The following is a 12,562-nucleotide window of genomic DNA, read 5'->3' as shown; positions in this document are numbered from 1 at the left end:
TAAACACTCCCTATATTTCTTTTATATATAATAATATCCATCTGAAGTTATATAGTAAAGAATTTTCTGAATTAAAAACCGTTTACTCATTCACTTCCACCGCTACACGAATTCCAGATTCAATCGCACCTTGAATCCATCCGTGATATAGCGTTGTATGATCTCCAGCGAAGAATATTCTCCCCTCTGGTTTGACAATCGCTGGTTGCAGCTCAGTTTCTTGACCTGCTTGAAAAAGTGCAAATCCTCCAAGCGCATACGGATCCAATGTCCAGCTTTTTGAAATTCCAGATATGAACTCATCATAGACTTGACCACCTAATATCGTTGCTAAATTGTGTAAGGCGTAATAAATACGATCGCCTTTTGATAAACCATCCCATAACAATGCATCGTAAGACCATGTATAGCTACCTAACATCATAGCAGGTCCTTTTTCTCCAATCCCATGACTTGGATAATAGGCATAACGAATTGGCAAATCTGTTATAATTCTGCCACCTAATTGCCCTTGTTCTTCCCAAAATCTGCTTTTAAATTGAATTCCTATTTTCGTCGCAGGCATGTAATGTAATTCACGAATTGCTTTCCATTTTTCATGAGATATAGAATCAAACGGATCTACTTCTACAAAACGCATTGTCGAAAACGGGATAGTAACAATAACTAAATCTCCTGTAATACTACTATATTCAAAAGTTTCCTCGTTCCGATAGAAAGCTGTCACACCATTATCGTGTTGATGTAACTTCATTAATTTTTGATTATATATAATATTTTCTTCTAATTGCGGTAAAAACGACTTTGGTAATCTATCATTCCCGCCCATAATTTCACAAAATCCGCTCTCCTCTTGCATAATGTATAAAAATCGTAAAGTCTCTACAAACGACCGCTCTAAAAAACCTTCTAAATCTAATAGAACACCGATCATCTCAATTGTTACTGGCGAAAAGTAAGTATTATACTGATAAGGATGATACTTTAAAAATTGTCCAGTAGAGTATCTTCCAAAATCCTTTACTACAACGTCCCAATTTTTTTCTGGGTTCTTTTTTATAAAATTTATAATGGGCTGTACCGCTAACAATAATAATTCCTCTGACGTTTTTCCAACTTCATTCATTTCCACAGGATATCTTAGAATACTTGGATCTTTTTCATATTGTTTTAACGTCGTTTTCCGTCCATTTACGTATATAACATCCGTCTCATTCCTATTAATAAAAGGTCTCACCTGTAGCCCAAATTTTCTTATATATGCCATCGTTAATGTATGCGTATACGGAATTCTCATTGCTCCAACATCTAAATATAATCCGGTATCTTCCATTCTAACCGTTTCTATACGGCCACCTACCCGGTTATTTGCTTCAAAAATTTTCACATCATGTCCTGCAGCCTTTAATAAAGATGCTGAAACTAACCCAGCCATACCAGCTCCCACTACAATAATCTGTTTTGGGCTTATCGTCTTCTTCAATCCTTTATCTATAACTTTTAACGCTTCATCCATTTCAGTGTTATACATTATATCTTTCTGCACAATTCCACCCCTTACTTCATCAAATGGACGTTAGTGGTTTAGTGCATTTTATTCATAAATCCCCATAAACATAACACCATTGCAATTTGAATATTCACTAAAAGTACATAAGAGACAGATCTCACTTTTCTTTATACTTCGTATAATATAGCAACTACAAAGAAGGAGTGGTTAAAAATGAAACATACTTATGACTACGATGCTACAAAAAAACATTTAGAATTAAAGAAACAAAACTTATGTAAAAAACTTAGCAATCTGACACTATCTGAAAAAGAACGTGAACAACTAAAACGTGAAATTGACAACTATGAATATATTTTAAATCTAGTCGAAATGAATCATTATGAACGCGGATTTTCTCGTTAAAAGCGGAAATAAGATTATCCGCTTTTCATTTTGAGCATTTCACTACGCATTTTTCATAAGTAAATATATAATAGGATGTACATTAAGATTGAGAGGTATATTCTATGATCAAGTTAAGTGTATTAGACCAATCACCTATTTCAGATGGTAGCACAGCAGCCCAAGCTTTTTCACATACAGTTACGCTTGCACAAGAAGTTGAAAAACTCGGATTCACACGTTTTTGGGTATCCGAACATCATAATTCCGTAAGCTTAGCTGGTTCAAGTCCAGAAATACTTATTTCTCATATTGCCGCAAAAACGGACCGTATTAGAGTCGGTTCAGGTGGTGTTATGTTACCGCATTATAGCCCATATAAAGTTGCTGAGAATTTCCGTGTTCTAGAAGCACTGTATCCAAATCGTATCGATCTCGGTGTTGGTAGAGCCCCTGGTGGTATGCCAATAGCAACTCGCGCACTTCAAGAAGGGAAAATGGTCTCACTTGATCAATATCCAGAACAAATTGCAGACGTTGCAATGTACTTACATGATCAAGTACCAGAAAACCATCACTATGCAAACTTAAGAGCCACTCCAGTTATCCCAACATCTCCTGAAATGTGGATGCTCGGTTCTAGCGGAGAGAGCGCTAAAATTGCTGCAAACAACGGAGCTTCTTTCGCATTTGCACAATTTATTAACGGCTTCGGAGGCCCTGAAGTTATGAGGGCTTACCAAGAACAATATCAGCCTTCATTTTTAGGAGATAAGCCTAATTCAATCGTTGCCATCTTTGTTATATGCGGAGAAACAAATGAAGAAGCGGAAAAAATTGCTTCTAGTTTAGATTTATCAATCTTATTATTAGAGCAAGGAAAACGAACTACTGGTACACCTTCTATTGAAACTGCTCAAAATTATTCATACAGCGCTTATGATTTATTCCGTATAAAAGAAAATCGTCAACGTATGATTGTCGGTGATCCGTCTTCTGTAAAAGAAAAAATAATAAACTTAAGCAAAGCATACAATACTGACGAATTTATGATTGTCACGATTACTCATCAATTCGAACATAAATTAAAGTCTTATCGCTTACTAGCAAATGCTTTTAATTTATAATTCTAAAAAGAGATGCATCACATATGATGCATCTCTTTTTCTTACTACTTATTGTTTTCATTTCCTATATATTCAATAGCTTCTTTTAATAGCTCTTCAAAGTTAATAGGATAATTATGATCTAAGTCAGGCACAACTTTATACTTATGTTCTATATTCTTCTCTCTTAATAGTTGTACGAATTGCTGCGTGGATTCGAAACAGTCTTCATCTTGATCCCCGCATACTATATATCCTTTTATATGTTTATCCTTCAGCACTCTTAGCAACTCATCCCATTCTTCAATCTCAGGAAGCCAGGGTGCCATAAAAACAAAACCATCTACATCTATATCTTTTTGTAAAATCGTATATAAAGCTACTCTTGCCCCTGCAGAAAAACCACCAATTATTACATTTTCTACTGTATGATTTTCTATAAACTTATTGTAATGCTCTTTTAATTCCCCTTTCCCTCTCTCTAGATCACCCCAAACAAATCCATCTGAAAACTGAATTTGTGAAGACTGTGGTAAAGCTAACGTGTAATCTTGTGTCAAAACTGATTTCCAATATGACTCTACTATTTGAATATTTTCTTGGTCACCATGTAATGTAAGTAGTAGATTTCCCTCTTTCTTGCTGTATATATATTTCACGTCTGGTCTTTCCGTTTTATGTGCTAATGCTTCTCTTTCTTTACATAATTGAACCATTGTATGAAATTCTTCAAATTTATGTAGTGATTTTAAATCATCGTCCGAAATTAAATACTCATTTCCATACCAGAATCCCTTTTCTATAATGGCCTCTCTCATTAAATGTAATGCTTCTTTTTCAAGTCCCGATGCACTTGCGAGCGCATACTTAAAATTATATATTTGCGCCTCATTCCCTATTACACCTGTAGCATTTTCCATTATATAATTGTACGCTTCAAAACTTCCTTTATTTGCATAACAACGTAACGTTTCATTTAATAATTGAATGTAAGTCATACTATTTTTCATGTACCAATTCCCCCGAAACCTTTTATAATATTTTTTTGCGAATCTTTATACCACTTTGTATAACCTACGCTAACAATATCTTATTCTCAGAATGATGCTTAATAGTTACTCTTCCCTGTCCAATGCATTTAGTATAAATAAGAATAGACTGAAAAATCAATATTTTAACAGACAAAAAAAGACAACAATATATGTATTGTTGTTTTCATTACGTCTACCCGCTCTTTTGTTTTTTTCTATCTGGTTTACTTGAAACTAAATAATGTTTTTCTGAAATATATAAGTCTCTTTTTAAGCTACGATTTAAGTAAGGTCCTAGTTTCATTCCGCATATGAGGCGATCTTCGCTACCTTCAACAATTGGGAACATTTCTTTTTCTGTTACGTATTGATCTACTGCTTTTTGTACGACATCAATTTCTTTCACTAGGTTTAAATTTTCTTCTGTATGTTCAAATACCTCAAGCGTTTCCTTCGTTATAAGAAAAACATTTGTTGGAAATGCAGGTAAATACGGTTTTAACAGATCATAATTTACTGTATAATCATCATTTACTAATACTGTATAAACGATATTAGCATTCGTTTCTAAAAACTGAGCCATCGCTTGTTCTAACTCATCTTTCGTAATTTCCCGCTCTTCTTTTCCAGTTCTGAAAAAGCGAAACATCGCATCGCCTCCTTTTTACTATATTATAGCATAAAAGAAAACTGAAAAATCATAAAAAAACCCATTGAAATAATTTTTCAATGGGTTTCTATATATTTTTTATCGTTATTTTAAGAATGCACTTAGCATCCATACATGTTGTTCTAATGTTGTATGAATTGCTAACAGCATGTCAGCTGATGTTTCATCGCCAGCTTCACCCGCAACTTCCATACCTTCTTTTAATTCTTGAATAAGTGCAGAATAATCATTCACTAATGTTTGCACCATTTCTTCTGCAGATTCTTTGCTTGTCCCTTCACTGACACTAGATGTTGCGAGATATTCTTTCATTGTCGCTAATGGTTTACCTTCTAAAGCTAAAATACGTTCTGCTAACTCATCAATATACGTTCCAGCCTCATTATAAAACTCTTCAAATTTCTCATGTAATGTAAAGAAGTGTGGCCCTGTCACATACCAGTGATAATTATGTAATTTAACATATAACACATTCCAGTTTGCTACCTGCTTGTTTAATACTTCAACAACATTTGTTTTCGTACTCATACAATCCACTCCTCTTATCATTTTGTAATGTTTATCTTTTAATAACCTAATTACATTTTACCATACATTCCCTTTCCTTTCGAACAATCGGCTTATATGTAACAAAGTTTTAACACCTTTAATACTTCCCTAATATCATTTAATTCATGTATTTTTTCAAACACTTCATACGTCTAATTGTCCAAGCTCATACATATGCATAATAGTACATCAAGCTCATCATAGTAGAAAGAGGGATAACATGGACAATCAACAATGGCAAGTAGCAAAGAAAGTAGCTGCTACTTATATCGGAACTGTCGTTGGAGCTGGATTTGCTACTGGACGAGAAATTGTTGAATTTTTCACAGTGAATGGATTATACGGGACAATTGGCATATGTGTAAGTGGATTTTTTTTTATTTGGCTCGGCACAAAGATGATGTTACTTTCATCACAAATCGGGGCATTTTCAGCGCAAGAATTTAACAAATATTTATTTGGGGATGTATTTGGGAATGTTGTAAACACATTATTATTACTCGTTTTATTCGGCGTAACGAGCGTTATGTTATCAGGGGCTGGTGCAGTATTTGAAGAGCAACTTCGCTTACCAAGACAACTCGGTATTCTCATTACAGTTATCGCTTGTCTCATTATAAGTAGCCGCGGATTACAAGGTGTTTTTGAAGTAAATACACTTGTCGTACCTATTATGATGATTTTTATTATCGGACTTGCTATTACAACCTTTTTTCACGGTACACCTTCCATTAATAACACTATTCCTGCAGAGAGTTGGAATATGAAATGGATTACTAGCCCTATTACATATGTCGCCTTAAATCTTTCTCTCGCCCAAAGTGTTCTCGTCCCATTAGCCAGTGAAGTAAAGGATCGAAAAGCCATTTTTTGGGGTGGGATTTTAGGTGGTGCTGGACTTTCTTTAATTTTATTATGCAGCCATTTAGCAATCTTATCAGTCGATCAATTTTATCAATATAACATCCCAATGGCTGAAGTCATAAGAAGATTTAATGCAACTTTTCACTTCTTCTTCGTTCTCATTATTTTCGGTGAAGTTTTCACAACTTTAGTTGGTAATGTGTTCGGGATGACAAAACAGATGCAATCTATTACCGGGTGGAAAAATCACAATATTATTTTCTTCATTTTACTAATTAGTTATTGCTTTAGTTACATCGGTTACAGTGACTTACTTCACATTCTATATCCTATCATCGGATGGGTAAGTATTGTTATACTTCCAATCATTGCGTTTAAACAACTTCAAAAAACATAAAAAAGCATCCATGTTATTGGATGCTTTTTTATGTTCATTCACAATCATCACATACTTCCCAGTACGGTCCCATTTCTAATGCTAAATACGGCTTTAACTGCAACCGAATCATTCGACTAGGCATGCGTTCTAAAACAAATTGAATACCTTCTTCATCTTCGTCTAATTCAACTTTTGAAATCACAATTCTTTGTATAGTCGTAATCGGAATTCCATCTTTATATAAAGTGATTTTCACCTCATCGTATTCATTAAAATACAATTCGACACTCATTTGATTTTTCAGTATTTCATCACCAATTTTATATGTATCATTTTGTTCTTGGATTATATATTTCCATCCGCCTCTATCTTCTTTCGGAGCTGTTTGAAATAATGTCTCCAAATCCTCGTATAGCATAAGATAACCCCTCTCTTACTAAAAAACGATGAGTATTTTATATACCCTTTATCTCTATCACTATCCATAGCTATTGTACCATATATCACCGTTCTTACCGTATTCATTTGCTTCATAGATACTTATAAAATAACTAATTCTATCTTCATTATTATGTATATTACCTCATTACTCCATACACTCTTACAAGTTTAAATAACGTCAGACTTTAATCCATGCAAATATTGTCTACTCTCCGCTTTTATTAGCTCACAGCATTCATACTTTTACATATAGTAAGACTACCACAAATAAAAAAGGAGAGTGACTTATACCACTCCCCTTAAAAGAACTTCCCTATAGCTGCTAAAACTAATACGATTATTAAAATTGCAAATAATAATGAGACAATGAAACTAAAAATAGGTAACGCTTTCTTTTCATTCTTCTTAAATAGTAACTTTAAACTAAGAAAAATATTTACCGGTACAAGTATAAAATAAAAATATTTAACAATTTGTACCGAGCTATTCGAAAGTGTTTTTAATATAAACACTTCAATTAGAAAAACAATAAAAAATGAAATACTTAGCCAAAATGAGACGTAACTAAGCCAAGAATGTCTTTTTGTCCCCCAATACACTCCCATAATACTCTCCTTTTATTTGTATTCTATACGTTAATAATTATACACAAAGCTAACAAATACCTCTATTTTTCGACAAACATTATGCAAAATGCCATTTTAAACGTCATAAAGGAAGTCTACATCCCTATTTGATTTTACACAATAAAACAGACTACCCTCTAGTGGCATAATGCTACTAGGGGATAGTCTGTTCTCTATTAAACTTTAAATCTGTCAATTAGTCCTTGTAACTCTTCAGCCATTTGAGATAACGTGCCCGCTGCGGATCCAATTTCCTCCATTGAAGCTAGCTGTTCTTCAGCTGAAGCCGCAACATTTTGTGTGCTTGTTGCATTATTTTGTGCTGTCATTGCAATTTGTCCTACCGAAATAGATACTTCATTTGCCCCTTTTGACATTCCATTAGCCGTTTCAACCATCGTCTTAATTTGATTAGCTATTTCATTTGTAGATTGTAAAATTTCAGCAAAGTTTTGCTTCGTTTCATTTGCGATAACAAGTCCAGATTGAACTTCCTCATTTACATGATTCATAGATTTGACTGTCTTACCCATATCATCTTGTATTTCACATATTAATTTACTAATTTCACTAGAAGATACGCTAGACTGCTCTGCCAATTTACGCACTTCATCTGCAACAATTGCGAAACCTCTTCCATGCTCACCGGCTCTTGCGGCTTCAATCGCCGCATTTAGAGCTAGAAGGTTTGTTTGATCTGCAATATTTTGAATTACTTCTAAAATATCACCAATTTGTTTTGATTTATTATTTAGTAATTGTATAACTGCATCTGATTGTGACACAGATTCTGCAATAGACTGCATCTGGTTTACTGTTCTTCCTACTAGTTTCCCACCATCTTCTGCTTTTTCACGAGTATGTGCAGAAGCCGTATTAATAGATGATGAACTATTTGCTACATGCTGAATACCTTCCGTTACATCAAACAGTAACATAGCGCCATTTTCTACGCTTGTTGTTTGCGTCGTTGCCCCACTTGATATTTCATCCATTGCGATTGTGATTTGCTCAGTCGCTTCACTTGCTTGCCTTACACTTGCAGTTAGCTCTTCTGATGCCGCTGCAACATGCCCAGCTGAATCGTTAATTCTTCCGATTAACGTCCGTAACGAATTCGTCATCTCATTAAAGCCTTTAGCAAGTTGGCCGATTTCATCATTAGAATGAATTTCAATTGTTTGCGTTAAATCCCCTTCACTTATTTCTTTAGAGGTAACAACTAATCTCTTTAAAGGCTTCGTAATTGAAAGTGTTACAAAATAAATAAGTGCTCCACCTATTACTAATGAGATAAGCATAACAATTAACATATTATAAAATACAGGTTGAGCAGCTTCAATTACTTCACTTGAGTACATAGTTCCACCAATTTTCCAACCTGTTTTTACATTTGTAGCAAATACCATATTCTTTTCACTACCGCCATAAGAATATGAAAAAGCACCGTGATTATCTTCATAAATTTTCTTTGCCCAAGAATCAGCCGCTTTTTCTCCTGATTTTTCTTGTGGATGAGCAATTATTTTTTGCTTTCCATCTAAAATGAAGGCATATCCTTTTTTACCAATATTAATTAACTTTGATGTTTTTAATAAATTATCTAAACTTAAATCTAGCGCAACAACCCCATTTTTATCTTCTGTTTGTTTTGCGATTGTTACGACAATATGTCCATTTCCTTTTGCCTTATATGGCTCAGTAACAACAATACCACCTTGTTTTGCAACTGCATCTTTATACCAAGAACGCTCTGTTGGATCATAGTCTGCTGCCATTTGTATATTTGGTTCTTGTACAAATTTTTTATCATTTCCGGCAACATATACTTGTTCAACATCTTTATTTAAATTTATATATTGTGATAACATTTTTCTTAATTCATCCTGATTATCTCCTTGATACATATTCCCCTGAATCACCCGTGCAAAATTATTCACATCATTAAATTTTGCATCAATCATTTGATTGATTAAATTATCCAGTATTTTTATATTGTCGTTGGCACTACTCTTAATTTGCGATTCAAAATTCTTTTTGACTGTTTGATAAGACATGCCTCCAATAATAGACACAGCCGCAATTAAAATTACAAAGAATGAAATTAATAGCTTTTTTGCTACTTTCATATCACGAAACAAATTTAATAGTTTACCCATTATGAACCTCCTAATTTTCAAATTTAAAAGTTAATTTGAGTTAATTATGAATATTTCCCATTCCCTAATTATTATTTTCATAACCTATTATGGTGAATACTTTGTAAAGTTTAAACAATTAATTTCCCTTTGTCTATATATACGAATAATATTATTATAAAATTTACAAATAGAAAAAACCAAAGGGGCCCTTTGGTTTTTACATTTTTTTATGTTGTTTAGAAATTTTCTTCCATTTATCACGCTCTGCTCTGGCAAGGATTGCATCTTGTTTCCTCATAAAATACGCCAGTTCTCTTTGTAATTTTTTATAGCTTTTCAAACGATCTATCGTAATAAGTCCGTTTTCAATTGCACTATACACCGCGCATCCTGGTTCATTCTCATGCTTACAATCCCGGAAACGACATGTTGTCGCAAGTTCTTCAATATCAGAGAATGCTGTTTGAATCGCTTCGCTGCCTTCCCAAAGTTGCAATTCCCTCATGCCAGGCGTATCAATCACGAGAGCTCCACTAGGCAATTGGAATAATTCTCGATGCGTTGTCGTATGCCTCCCCCTACTATCCTCTTCACGTATATCTCCCGTTTTTGCTACATCAATTCCTATTAAAGCATTTAACAAAGTTGACTTTCCTACCCCTGATGATCCAACTAAAGCAATTGTTTTCCCTGAAGAAACGAATTGTTTCAACAAATCAATACCTGTATGCTCTAAACTATCAACAACGAAAATAGGAACACCAATTGCTATAGCTTCCGTTTCTACAATTTTCTCTTCCACATCATTACATATACTACTCTTTGTTAAAACAATAACTGGCATAGCGCCGCTTTCATACGCTAATAATAAATAACGTTCCATCCTTCTAACATTAAAATCATGATTAAGTGCATTCACTAAAAATAAATAATCTACATTTGCTGCTATAATCTGTTCTTCTGTTCTTGTTCCAGCCTCTTGTCTTGAGAAAGAGCTTCTTCGCTGGAAAATACGATGAATAATCGCTTTCTTTTCATCTTCTATTTTCTTTATATACACCCAATCACCAACTGCTGGATAATCGCTTTTCGTAATCACTTCATGCCGAAACTTCCCAGACAGTTCTGCCATATATTCACCATCATTACAAATAATGCGATATATATGCTTATGCTCAAGTAAAATACGACCTACTTCATAATTTTTCTCTGTAACTTGTTCTTCAAAAAATGAATCCCAGCCGAAAGATTCTAAAATATTTTGATTCAAATAAATATCCTCCCTAGTTTGTACTAAGTGGAAGGATTGCGAATTACCTTATATAATATCGCCCTTTCCATCCACCTTTGTATTTGGTTGATTATTCATATAAGTTATTTTCGCCATAATACATCACCCCGTTCTTATTTTAATTATTCTCATTATATGGAATTCTCCTATAAAAAGCTACATCACTTTACGTAATTTTCAAATAACTTGTTTTTGAGCATTCTAATTTGTCCTCGATGACTAATTTCATCTTCTAGCACATGAAACCATAGATAGTGCTGGTTATATGCTACACCGTTAGGCCACTTTCTTTCTGACATGAGCCACTCATCACCTTGTTCACTTAAATACTTCAGAGATTCTTCTCGAACACTTTGTAGAAGTTGTACATAATACTGTATTTCATGACCACGGATTGCTCTACCCGCTTCCCCTAAATACAGTGCATCTTCCCATATTTCTAATTCTTCTTTTGTAAAGTCACGATCTTGAAATGAAATAAGCTGATGAACTTTTTCAATAGCTGCTATATGCTTTAATAAGGCGCCAATTGAATTTCCGCTGCTTTGCATAATTAAATCTAATTTCTCAACTGATAAATTTTTTACTTCGCCTAATGTTACAGCTCTCGTATGCTCAAGCAGGCTTACTAATTCCCCTATTTTTTTTGTATAACCATCTACGCTTCTTATTCGATAATCTATATTCATATCACGCACCCCTTTCTGCATTCATATTATTGTAAAAATGATTCATATAATAGACTAAAATATATCTAAATTTTCTGTTACAATTAATTTGAATACAAAATATACCCAAACAAACTTTCTCAATATGCTTATATGAAATATTAAAAGGAATCAATATAAAATAATCGAATCTTATTCACTAAAAGGAGTGGATTCGATGGAAATGTATCAATGGCTAACCGCTGTTCTCGTTGGTGGCATTACCGGCTTCGTTTCCCATCTAATCAATAACCAAGGTAAGTTATTGCTTCCACGCCGTTTGAAAACATTTTTTCATTTTGGATTTTTAACTGATATTTTTACTGGTAGCCTAGCCGCACTTCTTGGGCTCGTTTTATTCGATGTCACCGCAATAAAAGAAATTATAAAAGTATCCATTGTAACTGCTATTTCCGGCCAAACTTTCTTACTACATCAAGCTCTTGGTGGCGAACAGGCTAAAAATACGCAAATTGGGAAAGCTGATGAGAAGATTCAAGAAATTGACAAATTATTGCGACGTTAGTGTATACTTTCTTTTAAAATTATTGTTATAATGAGAAATAAATATTTTCTATTGCGTCGTTTGTCAGGAGAAAGGGTGTTTCGTATGACAAAAAAGAAAATAGAAGATTTCTTAACAAACTCCGAAAAAGAGGAACTGCTAGAAAACTATAAATGTTTACGAGAAGCCCGCACAAAAAGCGAAGCTAACTATTTTGGCGAAGCAGTAAACCATCTATTAAATAAAGCAAAACAACGAATTATTAAAGATGCAGGTATACATGATGAAAATGCTGCAACTGTTCAATCAAAGAGAAAAGCACTGTTTTAGCTACATTAGCTAAAACAGTGCTTTTTAT

The 12,562-nt window shown here is 33.8% G+C and carries 14 protein-coding genes; 5 read left to right on the top strand and 9 right to left on the bottom strand.

Annotation, left to right across the window (positions count from 1 at the left end; all coding sequences use genetic code 11):
* Window positions 1–82 precede the first annotated feature (82 nt).
* Window positions 83–1,546 carry a flavin monoamine oxidase family protein gene (locus tag MR143_RS03040; protein WP_001168123.1) on the bottom strand — a complete coding sequence of 488 codons (1,464 nt, stop codon included), beginning with the start codon at window positions 1,544–1,546 and terminating at the stop codon, window positions 83–85.
* Between the two features lie 177 nt (window positions 1,547–1,723).
* Between MR143_RS03040 and MR143_RS03035 the strand changes: the two genes are divergently transcribed.
* On the top strand, window positions 1,724–1,915 hold the full coding sequence (locus tag MR143_RS03035) for a DUF3896 family protein (RefSeq protein ID WP_000683355.1): 192 nt from the start codon (window positions 1,724–1,726) through the stop codon (window positions 1,913–1,915).
* A gap of 104 nt (window positions 1,916–2,019) precedes the next feature.
* Window positions 2,020–3,021 carry an LLM class flavin-dependent oxidoreductase gene (locus MR143_RS03030; protein ID WP_000594046.1) on the top strand — a complete coding sequence of 334 codons (1,002 nt, stop codon included), beginning with the start codon at window positions 2,020–2,022 and terminating at the stop codon, window positions 3,019–3,021.
* Window positions 3,022–3,065: 44 nt separating this feature from the next.
* On the opposite strand, the gene MR143_RS03025 is transcribed toward MR143_RS03030, so the two are convergent.
* The 3 genes from MR143_RS03025 to MR143_RS03015 all read right to left on the bottom strand — a co-directional run bounded on the left by MR143_RS03025 (window position 3,066) and on the right by MR143_RS03015 (window position 5,229).
* Window positions 3,066–4,010, bottom strand: coding sequence for an alpha/beta hydrolase (locus MR143_RS03025; protein WP_000798310.1), 945 nt, complete (start codon window positions 4,008–4,010; stop codon window positions 3,066–3,068).
* Between the two features lie 214 nt (window positions 4,011–4,224).
* A complete protein-coding gene (locus tag MR143_RS03020; protein ID WP_000488208.1) occupies window positions 4,225–4,680 on the bottom strand; it encodes a DUF3939 domain-containing protein in 456 nt (151 codons plus the stop codon).
* A 105-nt stretch (window positions 4,681–4,785) separates the two neighbouring features.
* Window positions 4,786–5,229, bottom strand: a complete 444-nt coding sequence (locus tag MR143_RS03015; protein WP_000105199.1) for a Dps family protein — start codon at window positions 5,227–5,229, stop codon at window positions 4,786–4,788.
* Between the two features lie 241 nt (window positions 5,230–5,470).
* Between MR143_RS03015 and MR143_RS03010 the strand changes: the two genes are divergently transcribed.
* Window positions 5,471–6,511, top strand: coding sequence for a YkvI family membrane protein (locus MR143_RS03010; RefSeq protein WP_000370207.1), 1,041 nt, complete (start codon window positions 5,471–5,473; stop codon window positions 6,509–6,511).
* Window positions 6,512–6,545: 34 nt separating this feature from the next.
* Here MR143_RS03010 and MR143_RS03005 read toward each other — a convergent pair whose 3' ends face one another.
* The 5 genes from MR143_RS03005 to MR143_RS02985 form a co-directional block, all read right to left on the bottom strand.
* A complete protein-coding gene (locus tag MR143_RS03005) occupies window positions 6,546–6,911 on the bottom strand; it encodes a DUF3979 family protein (protein WP_000965062.1) in 366 nt (121 codons plus the stop codon).
* A 322-nt stretch (window positions 6,912–7,233) separates the two neighbouring features.
* A complete protein-coding gene (locus MR143_RS03000; RefSeq protein WP_000539571.1) occupies window positions 7,234–7,539 on the bottom strand; it encodes a hypothetical protein in 306 nt (101 codons plus the stop codon).
* Window positions 7,540–7,736: 197 nt separating this feature from the next.
* Window positions 7,737–9,719 (bottom strand): HAMP domain-containing methyl-accepting chemotaxis protein, encoded by a 1,983-nt coding sequence (locus MR143_RS02995; RefSeq protein ID WP_000517296.1) that lies wholly within the window; start codon window positions 9,717–9,719, stop codon window positions 7,737–7,739.
* Between the two features lie 199 nt (window positions 9,720–9,918).
* Window positions 9,919–10,971 (bottom strand): ribosome small subunit-dependent GTPase A, encoded by a 1,053-nt coding sequence (gene rsgA, locus MR143_RS02990; protein ID WP_001073078.1) that lies wholly within the window; start codon window positions 10,969–10,971, stop codon window positions 9,919–9,921.
* Between the two features lie 182 nt (window positions 10,972–11,153).
* Entirely contained in the window at window positions 11,154–11,681 is a 528-nt protein-coding gene (locus MR143_RS02985; protein ID WP_001018099.1) for a DinB family protein, read from the bottom strand.
* Between the two features lie 196 nt (window positions 11,682–11,877).
* Between MR143_RS02985 and MR143_RS02980 the strand changes: the two genes are divergently transcribed.
* Together MR143_RS02980 and MR143_RS02975 are read left to right on the top strand one after the other, a co-directional pair.
* On the top strand, window positions 11,878–12,225 hold the full coding sequence (locus MR143_RS02980) for a DUF4257 domain-containing protein (RefSeq protein ID WP_000426317.1): 348 nt from the start codon (window positions 11,878–11,880) through the stop codon (window positions 12,223–12,225).
* An 84-nt stretch (window positions 12,226–12,309) separates the two neighbouring features.
* Window positions 12,310–12,534 carry a hypothetical protein gene (locus MR143_RS02975; protein ID WP_000162602.1) on the top strand — a complete coding sequence of 75 codons (225 nt, stop codon included), beginning with the start codon at window positions 12,310–12,312 and terminating at the stop codon, window positions 12,532–12,534.
* Window positions 12,535–12,562: the final 28 nt, after the last annotated feature.

This window comes from Bacillus cereus group sp. BfR-BA-01347 (genome assembly GCF_022663835.1).
Lineage (GTDB): Bacteria > Bacillota > Bacilli > Bacillales > Bacillaceae_G > Bacillus_A > Bacillus_A thuringiensis_K.
Note: the sequence above shows the minus strand (reverse complement) of the source record. Positions and strands in the feature narration are given on the sequence as shown.